The organism is Halalkalibacter oceani (genome assembly GCF_040544555.1).
Classification (GTDB): domain Bacteria; phylum Bacillota; class Bacilli; order Bacillales; family Bacillaceae_D; genus Halalkalibacter; species Halalkalibacter oceani.
This window is the reverse complement of the sequence record NZ_JBEPKD010000002.1, coordinates 56,754-73,223: the sequence shown is the minus strand read 5'-3', so window position 1 is coordinate 73,223 and position 16,470 is coordinate 56,754. Positions and strand designations below refer to the sequence as shown.

General features: G+C 46.4%; 21 protein-coding genes. 12 read left to right on the top strand and 9 right to left on the bottom strand.

The window, feature by feature from the left end:
- Positions 1 to 36 precede the first annotated feature (36 nt).
- The 6 genes from ABMB67_RS03815 to ABMB67_RS03790 all read right to left on the bottom strand — a co-directional run bounded on the left by ABMB67_RS03815 (position 37) and on the right by ABMB67_RS03790 (position 3,925).
- Positions 37 to 1,551, bottom strand: a complete 1,515-nt coding sequence (locus tag ABMB67_RS03815; RefSeq protein ID WP_354571171.1) for a spore germination protein — start codon at positions 1,549 to 1,551, stop codon at positions 37 to 39.
- A gap of 92 nt (positions 1,552 to 1,643) precedes the next feature.
- The gene (locus tag ABMB67_RS03810) at positions 1,644 to 2,114 is read right to left on the bottom strand and encodes a hypothetical protein (protein WP_354571170.1); all 471 of its coding nucleotides are present in this window, start codon (positions 2,112 to 2,114) and stop codon (positions 1,644 to 1,646) included.
- 3 nt (positions 2,115 to 2,117) lie between these two features.
- Entirely contained in the window at positions 2,118 to 3,113 is a 996-nt protein-coding gene (locus ABMB67_RS03805) for a DUF3231 family protein (RefSeq protein WP_354571169.1), read from the bottom strand.
- Positions 3,114 to 3,303: 190 nt separating this feature from the next.
- Complete coding sequence (locus ABMB67_RS03800) at positions 3,304 to 3,456, bottom strand: YvrJ family protein (RefSeq protein WP_251221790.1); 153 nt, start codon at positions 3,454 to 3,456, stop codon at positions 3,304 to 3,306.
- Positions 3,453 to 3,674: a DUF2922 domain-containing protein gene (locus tag ABMB67_RS03795; RefSeq protein WP_251194311.1), complete on the bottom strand. Its 222-nt coding sequence runs from the start codon at positions 3,672 to 3,674 to the stop codon at positions 3,453 to 3,455. The genes ABMB67_RS03800 and ABMB67_RS03795 overlap by 4 nt, the downstream gene beginning before the upstream one ends.
- 41 nt (positions 3,675 to 3,715) lie before the next feature.
- On the bottom strand, positions 3,716 to 3,925 hold the full coding sequence (locus tag ABMB67_RS03790) for a DUF1659 domain-containing protein (RefSeq protein WP_251194310.1): 210 nt from the start codon (positions 3,923 to 3,925) through the stop codon (positions 3,716 to 3,718).
- Between the two features lie 178 nt (positions 3,926 to 4,103).
- Here ABMB67_RS03790 and ABMB67_RS03785 point away from each other — a divergent pair, with 178 nt between their 5' ends.
- The 3 genes from ABMB67_RS03785 (at position 4,104) to ABMB67_RS03775 (ending at position 6,938) form a co-directional block, all read left to right on the top strand.
- A complete protein-coding gene (locus tag ABMB67_RS03785) occupies positions 4,104 to 5,831 on the top strand; it encodes a BCCT family transporter (RefSeq protein ID WP_390189778.1) in 1,728 nt (575 codons plus the stop codon).
- Between the two features lie 221 nt (positions 5,832 to 6,052).
- On the top strand, positions 6,053 to 6,370 hold the full coding sequence (locus ABMB67_RS03780) for a hypothetical protein (protein WP_354571168.1): 318 nt from the start codon (positions 6,053 to 6,055) through the stop codon (positions 6,368 to 6,370).
- 94 nt (positions 6,371 to 6,464) lie between these two features.
- Positions 6,465 to 6,938, top strand: a complete 474-nt coding sequence (locus tag ABMB67_RS03775) for a spore coat protein (RefSeq protein WP_251221792.1) — start codon at positions 6,465 to 6,467, stop codon at positions 6,936 to 6,938.
- A gap of 61 nt (positions 6,939 to 6,999) precedes the next feature.
- On the opposite strand, the gene ABMB67_RS03770 is transcribed toward ABMB67_RS03775, so the two are convergent.
- The gene (locus ABMB67_RS03770) at positions 7,000 to 7,866 is read right to left on the bottom strand and encodes a sulfite exporter TauE/SafE family protein (protein ID WP_354571167.1); all 867 of its coding nucleotides are present in this window, start codon (positions 7,864 to 7,866) and stop codon (positions 7,000 to 7,002) included.
- Positions 7,867 to 8,197: 331 nt separating this feature from the next.
- On the opposite strand from ABMB67_RS03770, the gene ABMB67_RS03765 reads away from it, so the two are divergent.
- From ABMB67_RS03765 to ABMB67_RS03740, 6 genes are all read left to right on the top strand, one after another.
- Positions 8,198 to 8,350, top strand: a complete 153-nt coding sequence (locus ABMB67_RS03765) for a hypothetical protein (protein WP_251223704.1) — start codon at positions 8,198 to 8,200, stop codon at positions 8,348 to 8,350.
- Positions 8,351 to 8,570: 220 nt separating this feature from the next.
- Positions 8,571 to 9,443 (top strand): transporter substrate-binding domain-containing protein, encoded by an 873-nt coding sequence (locus tag ABMB67_RS03760; RefSeq protein WP_251223703.1) that lies wholly within the window; start codon positions 8,571 to 8,573, stop codon positions 9,441 to 9,443.
- 106 nt (positions 9,444 to 9,549) lie between these two features.
- Complete coding sequence (locus tag ABMB67_RS03755; RefSeq protein ID WP_354571166.1) at positions 9,550 to 10,203, top strand: amino acid ABC transporter permease; 654 nt, start codon at positions 9,550 to 9,552, stop codon at positions 10,201 to 10,203.
- The gene (locus ABMB67_RS03750; protein WP_354571165.1) at positions 10,196 to 10,918 is read left to right on the top strand and encodes an amino acid ABC transporter ATP-binding protein; all 723 of its coding nucleotides are present in this window, start codon (positions 10,196 to 10,198) and stop codon (positions 10,916 to 10,918) included. The genes ABMB67_RS03755 and ABMB67_RS03750 overlap by 8 nt, the downstream gene beginning before the upstream one ends.
- 148 nt (positions 10,919 to 11,066) lie before the next feature.
- The gene (locus tag ABMB67_RS03745; protein ID WP_354571164.1) at positions 11,067 to 12,035 is read left to right on the top strand and encodes an aromatic acid exporter family protein; all 969 of its coding nucleotides are present in this window, start codon (positions 11,067 to 11,069) and stop codon (positions 12,033 to 12,035) included.
- Positions 12,036 to 12,072: 37 nt separating this feature from the next.
- On the top strand, positions 12,073 to 12,582 hold the full coding sequence (locus ABMB67_RS03740) for a L,D-transpeptidase (RefSeq protein ID WP_251223699.1): 510 nt from the start codon (positions 12,073 to 12,075) through the stop codon (positions 12,580 to 12,582).
- A gap of 81 nt (positions 12,583 to 12,663) precedes the next feature.
- Here ABMB67_RS03740 and prli42 read toward each other — a convergent pair whose 3' ends face one another.
- On the bottom strand, positions 12,664 to 12,753 hold the full coding sequence (gene prli42, locus ABMB67_RS03735; RefSeq protein ID WP_251194300.1) for a stressosome-associated protein Prli42: 90 nt from the start codon (positions 12,751 to 12,753) through the stop codon (positions 12,664 to 12,666).
- Between the two features lie 149 nt (positions 12,754 to 12,902).
- Here prli42 and mce point away from each other — a divergent pair, with 149 nt between their 5' ends.
- On the top strand, positions 12,903 to 13,337 hold the full coding sequence (gene mce, locus ABMB67_RS03730; protein ID WP_251223698.1) for a methylmalonyl-CoA epimerase: 435 nt from the start codon (positions 12,903 to 12,905) through the stop codon (positions 13,335 to 13,337).
- Positions 13,338 to 13,441: 104 nt separating this feature from the next.
- Positions 13,442 to 14,566, top strand: coding sequence for a M20/M25/M40 family metallo-hydrolase (locus ABMB67_RS03725; RefSeq protein WP_354571163.1), 1,125 nt, complete (start codon positions 13,442 to 13,444; stop codon positions 14,564 to 14,566).
- Positions 14,567 to 14,722: 156 nt separating this feature from the next.
- On the opposite strand, the gene ABMB67_RS03720 is transcribed toward ABMB67_RS03725, so the two are convergent.
- Positions 14,723 to 14,932, bottom strand: a complete 210-nt coding sequence (locus tag ABMB67_RS03720) for a hypothetical protein (RefSeq protein ID WP_251223696.1) — start codon at positions 14,930 to 14,932, stop codon at positions 14,723 to 14,725.
- Positions 14,933 to 15,224: 292 nt separating this feature from the next.
- Between ABMB67_RS03720 and ABMB67_RS03715 the strand changes: the two genes are divergently transcribed.
- Complete coding sequence (locus ABMB67_RS03715) at positions 15,225 to 16,415, top strand: DNA polymerase IV (protein ID WP_354571162.1); 1,191 nt, start codon at positions 15,225 to 15,227, stop codon at positions 16,413 to 16,415.
- The last annotated feature ends 55 nt before the right edge of the window (positions 16,416 to 16,470 follow it).

Here is a 16,470-nt window from a genome sequence, read left to right as displayed (position 1 = left end):
CAGCATGATCGCAGCTCACGGCAGTCCTTTTTTAATTTACAGCCCTTCATCGATATCCTTTTTCTTTTTCGCTTTTTTTGCATTAAAGCGTTTCGACTTTTTCGTTTGTAGTTGTTGCGGCCGTTCTGATTGAAAATTGAACGGCAGGCGATAGAAGGCATCCTTGAAATCAGCGAGCCTTGGTGGATAAAGCGGCGCTAAATAAGGACGGCCGAGCGAAGATAAAGTGAGCAAATGGATTAACAAAAAGCAGAACAGTACCGATAGGGCAATTAATCCCCAAAGCTGGGCGGCGATAATGAACGGGAATCGGAGGAGACGGATCGTATTACCCATCCGGTAGACGGGAGTCGTAAAGGAGGCCAGCGCGGCCAGGGCGACAATAATTAACAGGATGTTACTTGTCAGTCCGGCTTCGACTGCCGCCGTCCCGATCACGATCCCGCCTACGATACCGATTGTTTGCCCGACCTTTGTCGGAAGCCGGGCTCCCGCCTCGCGCAGCAGCTCAATCGTTACTTCAAGAAAGAGTGCCTCTAAAATCGGCGGAAACGGAATCGCGCTTCGAGAGAGAATAATCGTCGCCAGCAAATCCTGTGGAACGATTTCGGCATGATAAGTAAGCACAGATACATAAAGCGGAGTCGCGAAAATTGAGAACCATACGGAAAATAAACGAATCGACCGTAAGACGCTTGCGATATGCCAGGACATAAAGTAATCCTCAAAAGCAGCGAAAAACTCGATCAGTGTCGTTGGACCGGTGATCGCCTGCGGAGAGCCGTCAACGAGGACGATTACTTTTCCTTCCGAAAGAGCAGCGGCCACCCGGTCAGGACGTTCTGTATCAATAAATTGTGGAAAAGGGCTCAATGAGTTATCCTCAATCATCTGATTGATGAAAGAGCTGTCGATCACCTGATCGAACTGAATGTCACTGACCCGCTGAATCATCGTCCTTACATTTTCTTCGTTGGCAATGGATTCAATATAAAGAACGCACACTCTTGATCTTGATAGATTCCCGATGATAAATTCAGTTGTCCGTAATTCCGGCACGGGAATTCGTTTCCGTACTAAAAAAATGTTGACATCAAGTGATTCAACAAAGGATTCCTTCGGCCCGACAACGCTGAATTCAACTTCCGGAATCGAGATGTCCCGCTTTGTATCGGTCGGAATTGGAATGAGCAAACAGAGCGGATCACATTCCTCAAGCTGAAGACAGACATGTCCTCTCATTAACGCGTCGCTGACCTGCTTGGCATCCGATGACAGCTGCAGCGTGCCTAATGTCACAAATGTTTTGATTTCTTCCAATGTGGAAAACGGGTTGCTCTGCAGTTTTTTGATTAATTCTTCGTGTAAGGAATCCTTATCAACTAACGTATGGTAAAATGACAGCCACACGGAACGTGATGGTGTGAGCAATTGGTAATGGGAAAAGTCACTGGAAGAGATAGCTTGTTGAATGATCGTCGTAATCGGCTCTTCTGGGCCTGCCTGCTTTGTTGGGATTGCCAACCGTTTTTTTAATGTGAACCAAGACACGAAATCTCCCTCCCGACACTTAACCTGCTAGTATTATGAGTTCGAAGCTGGAAACTATGTATGAAACGAAAACCACAGCATGCGGCGAACGGTCATGACTGTGGCTTCACGAGTGTCAAGACGATCAAACGTATCCCTAATCCAATGAGGAAACCGGTCAAATGAAAGAGGATCGGCGACCATATGACCCCAAGCAAAAAGCCGACAATTTTAAAATGATGCGAATAAATCACCCCGATGGTTCCACAATAGGCGGACACCGCAAAGGGAATGGCGGCATAGCGCATTCTCTCTCCCGGGGCATCACGGTACGCATCATACATCGAGAATAAATATAAACAGGGGTAAAACATAATCCACTGATAATTAACGGTGTCATTAGCCGTCTGGCCTTGTCCGTAAAAACTGGGAATAATCGCTGCATTTAATCTCGCCTGGACGTTAACGGCAAATTCAAGAGTGACAAAAATGAATCCTTTGACGTATTTCTTATTTAAGAGCTGCCCGAAGCCTGGAAAAGCAATGCTCCATAAAATCGCTTCCACTTTGCGTTCGTTTTCCATAGGCTAACGCTTCGCAAATCGGTTCCGATCAGGACCAACCGGCGGCTGTTCGTACCAATTTCGTTTTATCATCAATTTGGTGCCCTCTTGAGCAAACTTCATGACTTCCGCAGCGAGTCTTGTGTAAGCGGTGATCGTATCTTTCTGTGCCTCACTACTAATGGCAAGACCATAGTTGGAAATGCTGGTCGCACTTAAGTACAAAATATGGGTTATCATCAGCTTATCGGTAAATGGCGGCTTCGTAGAAGAGGTTGCTTCACAATCCCATGTTTCCGGAGTTGGCAAATGATGATCGTCCAAAAAGGCGCGAAAGATTTTTAAATGTTTTTCGGCGATGTCGCGTCCTTTAATAAAATAGTCGCGGACTTCTGTATCATGGGCGACTTGACTGAAGCCGATCAGGAGTGAGCGTCCGAGCACATTGTTTTGAATATTGCTAAAAAAATTAGAAATCTCTAACGCCGTCATAAGGCGTCTATCATTCGTCCAACGATCGACAAGAGTAGCTATTTGCACATAGGAAATCGAGGCTGGTGGCTCGATGGCAGGAGGACGAATCAGCTCACCGGTTTCAGCCATCGCTTTCACCACTTGATCATGCAATACGATACTTTTGTTCAAAGCCTGGTGCATCAGCTGGCGAATGTCATGGCGATAAGCGTTGCTTAAAGCTAAAGAATAGGTTTGCATCGAAAATTTGGCGATGTTGTTCAAATAAAACAAATAAAATTTGTCGGAGTATAATTTGGAAGTATGGTCATGCAGCTCTGCCTGCAAGCTTTCGGAAACGGGTAAGCCTTCTGCTGCATAGAGCTGGTTAAGCTCTGACAGTTGATGATCGCAATTGCTTTTCGCCGCCTGAAGCAACTGTTCGATTTCCGGATTTTCCACATGCTGCAAAAATTGACTGAGCATGGTGCTGGTTAAATCATTACTGTGACGATCATTCCATAGCAGGCTTATTTCTGAAGAATTCAGTTTCACATTCGTCGTCATCACTCTTCCTCCGTCATCGTAATAGAAGTTCCATATCGATAGTGTGCGTGAACATTCCTTTTCTAAAACAGTAAAATACAGGAAGAAATGTTTTCTGTACAATCACACGGGAAGCGTATTCTGATTTTTTGACAAGACAGAGCCGCATCCGGGGTCTGGGTTCCCAAACCGGATGCGGCTCTTCCAACGTTCAGTCTGATAGGTTGAGCTTGCTCGGCAGCTGTTCGACTGCTACTGTGACATTATCGAGCTTCTTCTCTAAACGATGAAGCAAATAAAATGTGACCACAACAGGAAAGCCATATTCAGCGAGCAGTGGAATCCATAGATCGACGGGCGTCATAGCGGAAGCTCAATGTCCTCGACATTGCGTTCCACGAGGCGGGCGCCGCGGATGGCGACGACATCTCCTCCGCTTGAGAATAAGACATTTCCTTCGACAATCGCTGTCATGGCCTCAATAATGGCGTCAGAATCCACCGGTTCAAGCGGATTATCAAGCGAGATGGTCACCTGGCGTCCTGTTTCGTTTTCAAACAAAAGTTCAAGTTGCTTGCTCACTTGTTTCACTCCTTTTTTTGATTAGTCTTTGTCAGTGGGTCTTACATAAGGGAATAATGATTCGTTCGTGTTGCTTCGGCGAGCGGGTATGCCTGCAAAGAGACGAGGGCCTCGGCAAGCGCAATCAACTCTTGATCCGTAGCATCTCCTTTGACATTGGCCAGCGCTTTTCGGCGAATGATGTTCTCGCCATTCTCGTTCACCCCGACAATAAATGTTAACGTGAGACGGGATTCCTGCTCATTGTTCATATGATCACCTCCTTCGTTATATAAATAGAAGCAGTGAAGCATAATAGGTGGGACAAGTCAGCATGGGGAGGAAAAAAGAATCATCCTGCAAGAAAAAGGTTTCAATCCGAGGTAAAAGAGGGTAAACTAAACTGTCTAAAAAGCTGTCAGCTAGGATGGAGAGAAGGGAAGAAAAAGAATGATTGAAATGGAAGAAAAAGACAGAAATCGTCCTGGAAGTGTGCTGATTATTTCCGCCATCATTGTAGGATTATTTGTTCTATGGGGGGCACTTTCACCAGGTTCATTAGAGCGTGCAGCAGAAGTCGGACTAGGCTGGATGATTGAAACATTTGGCTGGTTTTATATGCTGTCCACTGCTTTTTTTGTGTTGTTTGTCCTTGTAATCGCCATTAGCCCATTCGGTAAATTGAGGCTTGGGAAGCAGCATGAGCGGCCGGAGTATACATGGTATTCGTGGATCGGGATGCTGTTTGCGGCCGGAATTGGCGTTGGATTTGTTTTTTGGGGGGTAGCTGAACCGGTATTGTATTACCATGATGCACCTGTAGGCTATACACCGGAAACCCCGGCTGCCGCTGTGGCTGGACTGAGATATGCGGTTTATCATTGGGCGCTTCATCCGTGGGCGATCTTTTCGATTGTCGGTTTAACGCTTGCCTATGTGCAATTTCGCAAGGATCAGCCTGCGTTGATCAGCTCCGCCTTTTATCCGTTAATCGGAGACCGGATTCACGGCTGGGGCGGCCGGGCAATTGACATTCTCGCCGTTATTGCAACATGTACCGGGGTTGCGACAACGTTCGGGTTAAGTGCTCTTCAGATTACCGGAGGGCTCTCTTATATTTCACCGATTCCGAACTCTGTTTTCACCCAGATTACGATCATCATTATTGTCACGTTTCTGTTTATGTTTTCTGCAGCAAAGGGTGTTGATAAAGGAATCAAGGTGTTAAGTAATATTAACCTTGCTGTTGCGGCTGTGTTGCTCGTCTTTGTCATCGCAGTCGGTCCAACACTGTTTATTGCAGAAAGCTTTGTGACGACACTCGGGGGCTATATTACGAATGTGGCGGCGATGAGTTTGACGATGACGCCGTTTACGGAAAGTGCGTGGCTTGGTACGAATACGATTTTCTTTTGGGCATGGCATATTGCCTGGGCGCCGTTTATGGGGCTGTTTATTGCCAGAATTTCGCGAGGGCGGACGATTCGTGAATTTATGGCGGGCGTGCTTCTCGTCCCTTCGTTGCTTGCATTAATTTGGTTTACGACCTTTGGAGGCACCGCGCTTAATCTGGAAATTGCCGGAGCAGCTCCCATTGGCGAGCTGGTGATGGGAAATGTTGAGCTCGCCCTGTTCGCCACGCTCGGGGAATTGCCTTTAAGCTCGATAACGAGTATTATCGCCGTTATTCTCATTTTAATCTTTTTTATTACGTCAGCCGACTCAGCTTCCTACGTCCTTGGAGCGATGACGTCACACGGCAGTCTTCATCCGAGCTTATTTGTTAAGATGTTGTGGGGCTTTTTGATTGCCGGTACGGCAAGCGTCCTGTTGGTTAGCGGAGGCGGGGGACTCAGTGCCCTGCAAACGGCCTCGATCATTGCCGCGTTGCCTTTTGCGGCGATCATGATCGGAATGATCATTTCCATTCTCGTCATGTTTAGCAGCGATTATCAGAAAGAAGGCAAACGAACGCGCAAAAAGCGGATCAGGCAGTTAAAGGAAGAAATACGCGATGAATTTTATGATGATATGAAGGAAGAAGTATACGAAGAAATGAAGGAAGAAGTTTATGAGGAACTGAAGGATGAAATGAAAGAAGAAATGAAGGAAGAAATGTATGAGGAACTGAAGGAAGACCTCTATGACGAATTAAATTCTGATAAGGATAAAAAATAAGCATTGTAGAAATGTGGAGCGTAGCAAGTAGCAAAGACAACAATTAACACAATCCCGCGCCGGTTACGCTCATTGCTTAGAGGCTGGTCAAAAGGTAAAAAAAACCTTTCGACCAGCCTCTTCTATTTTTTTGTCTTGCCTAACACCTTTGTGGTGCTTGTTTCATATTGTAGTAATGCCATTTACGAAAAACGAATCAAAGAAGGAAAGGGTGTTGGAAAGTGGCAGATCAATATCAGAAGCAGTTAATGGAGATCGTCGTCGATAAAGTATTAAAAAAGTATAATGTTACCTCTTCGGTGGAGTTAACGTCAGCCGAGCGTAATAAAGTGAAGGAAATCGTTGAAAAAATGCAAGCGGACGTCGAACACTTTTTGGCTAATCAAAACGTGCAAATCAGCGATAAAGATTTTCACGAAGCACCGTCGCAGGAGCAGCCACAGCCTGGTCAAAGCGGGGGTGCGAAGCCTGGCAGAACGTTTGTCCAAAGTCCAAACAACGTGCACAATGTCAAAACGTTTATTAATAAAAAGAGATAATGAAAAAAATGGATGATAAGCCTTCGGTCGAGTGACCAAGCACTTGCGAACAACTTGCATACAGTGAAGTAGAACGGAAGGGAGGAAAAAAACAATGAATCAAGATGTCTTTTATTCAGCAAGTGCAGGCAGTGAAGAAAGGCCGAAGTGGTCAGCCCTCGATCCTCAGGCCTGTCATCCATTAAGCAATAACACCGAGGGAGAGACACAGGAAGGAAATCAGGTCAATAAAACATTACAGCTGTCCGAGGAATATATTTTTATTAAGGATTCCTGTGATGTGACGGTCAATACAACCGATACGAAAGCGGCATTGTCGCTTCAGGCATCATTACAGGCGGCGATCGCCCTCGTGATCAGCATTTCGATTGCCGATAGTGAAAGAGCGGAGCAGATTACGCAGGAATTGCTGCAAAGTACGAAAATGAAACAAATCACCTATCAAAAAACTGTTGTCGAAAATTCACGAAATGTCGATGTCAGCACAACAGATACCCAAATTGCCGTTAACATTCAACTGTTGCTGCAAATATTGTTAGCTTTGCTTGTGAGGCTCGATATCCTTTAAGCTCAGGCATGTCTCAACGGGTGGCGTTCACCTGTTGAGACATTTTTTTGAACGTCAAACGTTAACTGACTGCTTCTTTCTCTTTTCTACTGAGCCATTTTTGCCGAATAAGCGTCGTAAAGAAAAACAAAGCAAAGGCGCCGATAATAATTAAACCGATAAAGGAAGGGAGGAAGAGATTGACGATAACGCTCAAGATCATACAAATATAAAGGCTTCCGAGCAACAGCCGCATAAACGTCTCTTTCACTAAAAGCGTTGATTTAGCACCGAGCGGAGCACCAAGAAATGTCCCGATAATCAACGAAATGCCGGCAATGTAATCCAACGTGCTCGATACACTATATGAAATAAAGCCAGCCGTGACAATAAAGACGACAGAAGCCAGGCTCGTACCGACGGCATGAGGCGCTTTTAATCCTAATAATGAGATTAATAACGGAACGATGAAAAAGCCGCCACTAACCCCTAAGGCGGAAGAAATAAAACCTGCGCCAAGGCCGATAAGTCCGGCGATCAACAAGGGAAAAGCAGGTTCCGGTCTGCTTGCTTGTTTGTTTTTTTGCTTTTTTAATAACGTAACGGCAAAAAAACCGAGCAGCATTATGTAAAACACAGAGATGGCTGTTTCCGCATAGCCTAGCGATTCCAATTTTGTGATAAGCGGGTGGGCGATCTGCGTCCCGATAATTCCCATTACATTAATAATCGCCACGTATTTCCACTGAATATTCCCCATCCGAAAGTGAGCAATCGCTCCTGAAATAGACGTTCCCAATGAAAGCATGAGGCTTGTTCCGATTACAAAGGTTGGCGAGAAGCCGAGTAAAAGCAAAAGCGGCGTTAAAATGATCCCGCCGCCGATGCCGAAAAAACCGGAAAAGATTCCGATCAGGCCGCCGAGTAGAATAAAAAGAATAATGTCCATAAAAACCTCCTTCCTTCTATTATAACGTGAACGAGAAGTAATTCCAGAGTAGTAACATCAATGTCCCGCTTTCCGTCATTCGGCATTGAGTATGATGGCAAAAGAAAACGACCCTTCTTAGTATACTGCAAGTGGCCTTTTATTTCATATATAAATAAGAAGGAATATCACCAGCGTGTTTTGAATGCAAGTGGAATGAAATGAAAGAATGTCAAAGAAGTTTGTGAAAAATTGTAATTATTGCCAATACTCTTTTGTTTTAAGGAGGCGTTTAGTATGATGAAAATGGTTGGAAACACACCAGCTTTTATTCATTAAGGAGGAATTCATAATGAGCAAAAAATTACTTTACACGATTCTAGCGGGTGCTCTATCTGTAAGTGTTTTAGCAGCTTGTGGAGATACGACGGAGGACCCGGCTGCCCCTACTGATGATTCAGGAGTTGAAGCGCCGGTAGATGAAGCAGAAGAACCTGCTAGCTAAGAAGCGATATATACTGATCTTGGGCGTAAAGTGTTATGTTGCAAGAATAAACGGGTAGAGCAAAAGAGAAGCAAGCAGCCGGGAATAAAGGGAAAATTCTGTCTTTAATCGCGCTGTCAGCTTTTTTTACAAAAAGTATTCCCTTTTTCAAGAGCGTTGTGTTATTATGCAAATGCGAGTATAAATATTATATTACAAGAAAGAAAACGGGGGTAACACGATGAATAAAAAATTATGGATGTTTGGATTATCAGCAGCATTATCGTTCGGTATCTTAGCAGGCTGTGGAACAGGTGGAGAAGAAGCGCCGTCGGGCGATGCGCCAACTGATTCAGAAGAGCCGCAAACGGAAGAGCCGGCAGAAGCAACGGAAGGGGAAGGCGGTACGCTTGTGATGGGAACGTCAGCCGATTATCCTCCTTATGAATCAATTGACACGCAGTCCGGTGAAATTGTCGGCTTTGATGTTGATATTGCGAAATATATTACAGAAGAGCTCGGTTATGAGCTTCAAGTTGAAGATATGGATTTCAACGGTTTGATTCCGGCGATGGAAGCAGGACGTGTTGATTTTGTACTTGCCGGGATGACGCCAACGGAAGAGCGGCTGGAAAACGTTGATTTTTCCGATATTTATTATGATGCGAAGAACTTAATCGTCACAACAGAAGATGCAGGTATCTCCGCAGTTGAAGATTTAGCTGGCTTAAAGGTCGGTGTTCAGCTTGGTTCAATCCAAGAGGGAGACGCAGAGGCGCTGGCTGAAGAGCACGGCTTTGAAGTAGTGAAGCTGAATCGAATTCCTGAGATTATGCAAGAGCTGCTTGCCGGTCGTATCGACGCGATTCTAATGGAGGATACTGTTGCGGCAGGTCACATGGAAGCGCAGGATCAGCTTGTGAGCTTCGAGGTTGAAAGTGAAGAAGAAATGGGTTCAGCGATTGCCTTTCCGAAAGGCAGCGAGCTTGTTGAACCGTTCAATGAGAAGTTGAATGAGCTGATTGAAAGTGGTAAAATGGATGAGCTTATCCTGCAATGGTTTGATGCTGAAGGCGAAGTAGAAGACGCTGACGCCGAAGCTGAACAAGAATAGAACGGTTGAATCCCGCGTGCAGTTGGTGTCCGCGGGATTCAATTCTTTCAAGAAAAGCCATGGGCGGCTTTTCTTAATAAGTATGAAATAGGAAGGACAAACTGACATGCTAGATTTTAATCAAATTGTGCCGCATATCCCTTTTCTGTTGCAAGGGGTCATTGTCACCTTACAATTTGTCTCGGTCGCTCTGATTTTTGGGCTTGTATTGGGAATTGTCCTCGCGATTTTCAAAATAGGGCGCTTTGGAATCCTGCGTTTTATCGCCGACGCTTACACCTCCGTGTTCAGAGGAACCCCGTTAATTTTACAGCTTTCCATTATTTATTTTGGCTTGCCGCAGTTTAATCTTGATATTTCGGCCTATCAGGCCGGGGTGTTAGCGTTTGGACTGAACTCAGCCGCTTATGTGTCGGAAATTATCCGCGCCGGAATTCAGGCGGTGGATAAAGGCCAGAAGGAAGCGGCCGCGGCTCTCGGCATTCCTTATCGTCCGATGATGCTGAGAATTATTTTGCCGCAGGCATTTCGCAATATTTTACCGGCCTTATTTAATGAATTTATTAATCTCACGAAAGAATCAGCGATTGTCTCGGTCATCGGCGTGATGGATTTGATGCGCAGAGCACAGATCGTCAATGCGCAAATTTTTAGTTATTTTGAGGCGCTTTTGTTCGTCGGCTTAATCTATTACCTGCTTGTGATGGTGCTGACGTTGATTGGCCGGATGATCGAAAGGAGGTTACAGCGCGGTGATTAAGGTGGATGATCTTCATAAATCATTTGGAAAGGTTGAGGTGCTGAGAGGCATTTCAACGACGATAAATAAAGGGGATGTTGTGGCGATTATCGGTCCGTCCGGTTCAGGGAAGTCAACCTTGCTGCGATGCATGAATTTATTGGAGAAGCCGACGCAGGGGAAGATTTGGCTTGCCGAGAAAGAGCTGACTGATCCGAAGACGAATGTGATGGCAGCCCGCCAGCAAATTGGCATGGTCTTTCAGCATTTTCATCTTTTTCCCCATATGACCGTTCTCGCTAACTTGACGTATGCGCCAATGACGGTGAAGCGTATGGCACGGGAGGAAGCGGTCGAGAAAGCGGAGGAATTGCTGCGTCGCGTCGGGCTGTATGAGAAGCGGGACGAATATCCGAACCGCCTGTCAGGCGGGCAAAAGCAGCGTGTCGCGATCGCGCGCGCTTTAGCAATGGAGCCGGAAGTGATGCTGTTCGATGAGCCGACATCGGCACTTGATCCAGAAATGGTCAAGGAAGTGCTGGCGGTGATGAAGGATTTGGCCGTGTCCGGGATGACGATGGCGATTGTCACCCATGAAATGGGCTTTGCCCGCGAAGTGGCTGATCGTGTCCTTTTCTTAGACCAGGGAATTCTGATGGAGGATGCCCCGCCAAGTGAATTTTTTACGGCACCGAAGACCGAGCGGGCGAAAGACTTCCTCGAAAAGGTGTTGTAGGGCAGCTAGGCTTGCAGACAGGCTCTGCAGGTCTTTTTTTTGCTGTAGTTGGAGAAGCTCCTTTTTCCCCGGACATGCGGCGAATGGGGACTTTTGAGACAGCCCTTTCCCGTGTTACACTATAGAAAAAAATGAGATGAGGCGAATTATGGCATTTAAGATAGGGTATCGCACACTGAAAACAGCTGTCGGCGCAGGGGGGGCGATTGCGATTGCGCAGGCCTTACAGCTGGAGTTTTATTCTGCGGCTGCGATTATTGCCATTCTCTGCACGTCGATCACACGTCGAAGCTCATTAAAGGCTTCCGGGTCGAGGATTGCGGCTTGTTTAATCGGTATGACCGTCAGTGTCCTTTTCTTTCAGCTGCTTGGCTACTATCCGTGGACGTTAACAGCCATTTTACTCGTGTTTATTCCTTTAAGCGTGATGGCGAAGGTGAAGGAAGGAATCGTCACGAGCTCCGTTATTATTCTTCATTTATATACGGTTCAAGCGTTGTCAGTCGAGATTATCGTCAATGAATTATTGCTGATTGTCATCGGCGTCGGCATGGCGTTGCTGATGAATGTGTATATGCCAAATATTGACCGCGAGCTGCGCCATTATCACCAGGAGATTGAAGACCATTTCAAAACGATTTTGCGCGAGCTGGCGACTTATTTGCGGCATGGGGAAAGTGACTGGGACGGTAAAGAGATTCCAGAGACGGTTCAATTGCTTCAGGAAGGGCAAAATGTCGCCTTCCGTAACATCCAGAACCACATTCTCCGCTATGACGATCAATATTATTATTACTTTAAAATGCGCGAGAAACAGTTCGAAATTCTTGAACGGGTTATGCCGTTTGTGTCTAAAATTACACACTCTGTCCCGCAGGGAGAAACACTTGCTGATTTTCTTTCGGAGCTGAGCGGCGCGGTCAGCCCCGCCAATCGCGTTCCTTATTTTCAGGAAAAGCTGAGGGCGATTAAGCAATCCTTTCAAGAGACCGATCTTCCGGCGACACGGGAGGAATTTGAAGTGCGCTCGGCCTTGCTCTATATCATGTATGAAATGGAACAATATTTGTATATTAAGGACCGTTTGTGGAACAAGGCGGATAAAAAGAAGCTCTAACTGAAATCCTAAGGAAAAAAAGATAGGATTGAAACAGATGAGAGTTCTCATGCTTGCCTTTATCAGTTGTTTAATCTCTTCGCCAATTTGGCCGATCGGCGACAATCCGCTGCTCGGAGATCCTTTTATTATTGTCAACACGAACACGAATCAGCTTGCTTTTATTCATGGGGGAGAGGTCAAAGAGGTAATGCCGGCGGCGACGGGAAAGCCGACTGACCAAACGCCGCTCGGCACCTTTACCGTCACGGTAAAAGCTCACACGCCGTATTATCGCAAAAAAAATATTCCCGGCGGCCATCCGAACAACCCGCTCGGCGCCAGATGGATCGGCTTTGATGCGCTCAATACGAACGGCAGGGTGTATGGCATTCACGGGACAAACCGGCCGGAATTGATTGGCAGACCCGTGTCGGCCGGCTGCATCCGCCTGAGAAATGAAGCGGTGATTCAGCTGTTTGATGCGGTCCCGCTTGGCACAAAGGTCCACATTACGAATGGAAATCAATCATTTGAGGACATTGCCAAAGAGTTTGGCGCGATGTGAAAAAGGGAAGAGCAGAAGGTAAAGTGGCGCCCTTCTGCTCTTCCCCGGAGCAAGTAATGCTTCTATCGCTGCTTTTTCTTTTTAGAAAAAGGAGATGCCCATCAGGACGGAACCAAGCACCATTGTGGCTATCATAATGTAAATAATCGTCTTGCGAAATTTGCGTGGCATTGTGCACCCTCCTCTAAATCATACGTTCTTTTATTTTACTGTGTTCTGCTTTTGAGGACAAGGGGGAGAGAAAAATAAGCGACGAAGAAGGATTTTTTGGTAAAATAGACGAAGTAAGGGAGAAGACAAAAGCGTCTGGGGGGAGCAGCATGAATGAAAAGTCACCAAAAAAAATTGACCATATTGGTATTGCCGTTTCTTCAATTGAGGAAGTGCTTCCATTTTATGTAGGGAGTCTTAAGCTGCGGTTGTTGGGAATAGAAGAAGTACCCGCTCAAGGCGTGAAGGTGGCCTTTTTAGGCGTGGGGGAATCGAAAATTGAACTGCTTGAACCTCTTTCCAAAGAAAGTCCGATTGCCAGGTTTATTGAAAAGCGCGGGGAAGGGCTGCATCATGTCGCCCTTGGTGTCACGGATATAAGAAAACGAATTAAAGACATTCAGGAAAACGGCGTGGAAATGATTAATCAAGAGCCGGTTTCCGGCGCGGGCGGAGCGAAGGTTGCTTTTCTGCACCCGCGCTCTGCACGCGGTGTGCTGTTTGAATTCTGCGAAAAAGAAGAAGGAGCAGCCCGAGGTCACTGAAAAACTTCCTTTTTTCGTAGAAAAAGCGAAAATCGTCCTTTTTTCAGCAGCTTCGGGACTACTTCGAAGCAACGTATCACTTATTTACATACTGGAGGAAAATCATGATAAATGAACAACGATTAGTCGATGAATTTCTGGAGCTTGTCCAAATTGATTCAGAAACGAAGCACGAGCAAAAGATTGCACCAATCTTAAAGGAGAAGTTCGAGAAGCTCGGAGTAAACGTAATTGAAGATGATGCAGCGAAGAAAACCGGTCACGGCGCAGGCAATTTAATTTGCACCTTGCCGGGGACAAAGGGGGTTGATGCGATTTATTTCACCTCGCATATGGATACGGTCGTACCGGGAAACGGGGTTAAGCCATCAATCAAAGACGGCTATGTTGTCACGGATGGCACGACGATTTTAGGAGCGGATGACAAAGCGGGGATCGCCGCGATGTTCGAAGCGATACGCGTCTTAAAAGAGCAGCGGATCGAACATGGCACGATTCAATTTATTATTACGGTCGGAGAAGAATCAGGGCTTGTCGGAGCAAAAGAAATTGATCCGGACTTGATCGAGGCTTCCTACGGCTTTGCTTTGGACAGTGATGGTCCGGTAGGGAATATTATCGTCGCCGCTCCAACGCAGGCCAAAGTCAAGGCGATTATCCACGGCAAAACGGCTCACGCCGGAGTCGCGCCGGAAAAAGGCGTCTCTGCGATAACCGTCGCCGCAAAGGCGATCTCGAAGATGCCGCTCGGACGAATTGACGAGGAAACAACGGCAAATATCGGCCGCTTTGAAGGCGGCACGCAAACGAATATCGTCTGCGATCATGTCGAAATTTTGGCCGAAGCGCGCTCCCTCATTCAGGAAAAGATGGAAGCGCAAGTGGCAAAGATGAAAGAAGCCTTCGAATCAACTGCCGCCGAGATGGGCGCGCGGGCCGAGGTGGAAATCGACATTATGTATCCGGGCTTCAAGCTTGGCGATGGCGACGAGGTCGTGGAAGTCGCGAAAAGAGCGATGGCAACGATCGACCGTCAGCCGGAGTTGCTGCAGAGTGGCGGCGGAAGCGACGCCAATATTATCGCCGGCCACGGCATTCCGACCGTCAACCTTGCCGTCGGCTATGAAGAGATTCACACGAAAAACGAAAAAATGCCGATTGCCGAACTGACAAAGCTTTCCGAAGCGGTTGTGGCGATCATTCAGGAAGTAGCGAAGGGGAAGAAGTAAAGCGGGTAGACAACGAGACTGGGTTAAAGGTGAAAACAACCTTTCATCCCGGCCTCGTTTTTTTTAAAAGGTGAAAGGAGAAAAGGAGCGGGGCTGGTGTAAGCAGGCCTCGGCTTCACAGGCTGCTTCTAAGAAAATCCGCCTGTGGCATTTTTCCTAGTGATAATACGGCTGGATATTCGCAAGGTTAGGCTGACCATATTCCATGCTTTCAAGAATATACTCTTCTGAGTCACCGGTAATCGCGGCAATTTCTGCTATTGTTGGTGATTTTTTGTGTTTTTTACGGGCTAAACGTTGGATAAACTGAATCTGCTTGAACGATGAGGAGTAGAGAGACTCCTGTTTTTGTTTGCTCATGTGCATAAATAGCAGCCTCCAATCTACAGGCAGGAAATACCTCCCCTGTATAGTTACCATAACGAAAACATGTCCATCTTTCAACCAACCTTATTCCTAAATCGAACATTCTTTCGTATAATAGAGGGGGACATATAAGAAGAATTTTGCCAAATGGAAGCAAGATGAGGTGTTGCTGCTTTCTTAGAGGGGCGAGGGAGACGATCTCCATGAAAGCTTTGAACAATGCAACGCCGTGCTACGAATCGAGTTATGGTATCAAAAAAGTCATAAAATAATGGGAAAGGAGGAAAAACAGATGAAGCCGGTTCGATTAATCTTTCACTTGGATATGAACAGCTTTTTTGCATCAGTGGAGATCGCCCATGATAAGACGCTGAAAGGAAAACCTGTCGCGATAGCTGGGAACCCGAAGGAACGGAAAGGAATCATCGTGACAAGCAGCTACGAAGCTCGGGCGAAAGGGGTCAAAACAACGATGCCGATCTGGCAGGCGAAAAAGCTCTGTCCATCCTTAATCATTCTCCCGGCCAACCGTGAGCGGATCCGGCTTGCTTCACAAAGAATGTTCGCGATTTTAGCGAGCTATACGCCACTTGTTCAACAGGTTTCGGTCGATGAAGGGTATTTGGATCTTACCCATTATTTAGGGCAGATTCACCCCGTGAAGCTCGCCGGGCAAATTCAGGCAAGAATTGCAGAAGAGCTTGATTTGCCATGCAGCATCGGAATCGCTCCAAACAAATTTCTGGCGAAAATGGCGAGTGATATGAAAAAGCCGAACGGCATTACCGTCCTGAGAAAACGAGACATTCCAAAGAAGCTCTGGCCGCTTTCTATTAGTGAGATGCACGGTATTGGCAAACGGACAATTGAGAAATGGCGGCGCCTGGGAATTTTAACAATCGGTGATTTGGCCAAGGCTGATCCATTGCTGGTAAAGCAGAAATTTGGCGAGCGCGGTCTCGTTTTGCTTGACCGGTCGAACGGACACGACGACAGACCGGTCGATCCCAATGCCTATGAGGAATTTAAATCGGTCGGACATTCAACTACGTTACGCGCTGATACACGAAACGAGCAAATCATTTTTCAAACACTTGCTGAGCTGGCGGCCAAGGTTCAAAAACGATTGAAGCAAAAAGGAGTGATGGCGCGGGGCGTTCAGCTGACGATCCGTTATCACGACTGGAAAATGGTGACCCGCAGCCAGAAAGTGCTCAATCCGATAAGAGAGCAAGCTGACATTCTTCAGCAGGCATCATCTTTGTTTAAAAAAGCATGGACGCAGGAGCCGGTCCGTTTGCTCGGAATAAGCACCTATGATTTAATCGAGCAGCAATACGCGTATAAGCAGCTGGATCTCTTTTCTTATGAAAAAGACCAGAAAGAGGAGCAGCTGCTCGAAACGATCAACGACATCAAAGCCAAGTTTGGCGATCATGCTGTGCAAAAAGGCTGGCATCAAAATAGAGGCACGCAAAAGTAAACAATCACCTGAAAAATACCGATAAGAAAGTAAGGACTTTTTTTACAAGCCAGGA

Bases quoted from the DNA above. Each gene is read 5' to 3' on its own strand.
- ABMB67_RS03810 (WP_354571170.1), bottom strand. From the start codon at position 2,114: ATGGAAAACGAACGCAAAGTGGAAGCGATTTTATGGAGCATTGCTTTT.
- ABMB67_RS03805 (WP_354571169.1), bottom strand. From the start codon at position 3,113: ATGACGACGAATGTGAAACTGAATTCTTCAGAAATAAGCCTGCTATGG.
- ABMB67_RS03800 (WP_251221790.1), bottom strand. From the start codon at position 3,456: ATGACGCCCGTCGATCTATGGATTCCACTGCTCGCTGAATATGGCTTT.
- ABMB67_RS03790 (WP_251194310.1), bottom strand. From the start codon at position 3,925: ATGAACAATGAGCAGGAATCCCGTCTCACGTTAACATTTATTGTCGGG.
- ABMB67_RS03785 (WP_390189778.1), top strand. From the start codon at position 4,104: ATGATTGAAATGGAAGAAAAAGACAGAAATCGTCCTGGAAGTGTGCTG.
- ABMB67_RS03775 (WP_251221792.1), top strand. From the start codon at position 6,465: ATGAATCAAGATGTCTTTTATTCAGCAAGTGCAGGCAGTGAAGAAAGG.
- ABMB67_RS03770 (WP_354571167.1), bottom strand. From the start codon at position 7,866: ATGGACATTATTCTTTTTATTCTACTCGGCGGCCTGATCGGAATCTTT.
- ABMB67_RS03765 (WP_251223704.1), top strand. From the start codon at position 8,198: ATGAGCAAAAAATTACTTTACACGATTCTAGCGGGTGCTCTATCTGTA.
- ABMB67_RS03760 (WP_251223703.1), top strand. From the start codon at position 8,571: ATGAATAAAAAATTATGGATGTTTGGATTATCAGCAGCATTATCGTTC.
- ABMB67_RS03755 (WP_354571166.1), top strand. From the start codon at position 9,550: ATGCTAGATTTTAATCAAATTGTGCCGCATATCCCTTTTCTGTTGCAA.
- ABMB67_RS03745 (WP_354571164.1), top strand. From the start codon at position 11,067: ATGGCATTTAAGATAGGGTATCGCACACTGAAAACAGCTGTCGGCGCA.
- ABMB67_RS03740 (WP_251223699.1), top strand. From the start codon at position 12,073: ATGAGAGTTCTCATGCTTGCCTTTATCAGTTGTTTAATCTCTTCGCCA.
- prli42 (WP_251194300.1), bottom strand. From the start codon at position 12,753: ATGCCACGCAAATTTCGCAAGACGATTATTTACATTATGATAGCCACA.
- mce (WP_251223698.1), top strand. From the start codon at position 12,903: ATGAATGAAAAGTCACCAAAAAAAATTGACCATATTGGTATTGCCGTT.
- ABMB67_RS03725 (WP_354571163.1), top strand. From the start codon at position 13,442: ATGATAAATGAACAACGATTAGTCGATGAATTTCTGGAGCTTGTCCAA.
- ABMB67_RS03720 (WP_251223696.1), bottom strand. From the start codon at position 14,932: ATGCACATGAGCAAACAAAAACAGGAGTCTCTCTACTCCTCATCGTTC.
- ABMB67_RS03715 (WP_354571162.1), top strand. From the start codon at position 15,225: ATGAAGCCGGTTCGATTAATCTTTCACTTGGATATGAACAGCTTTTTT.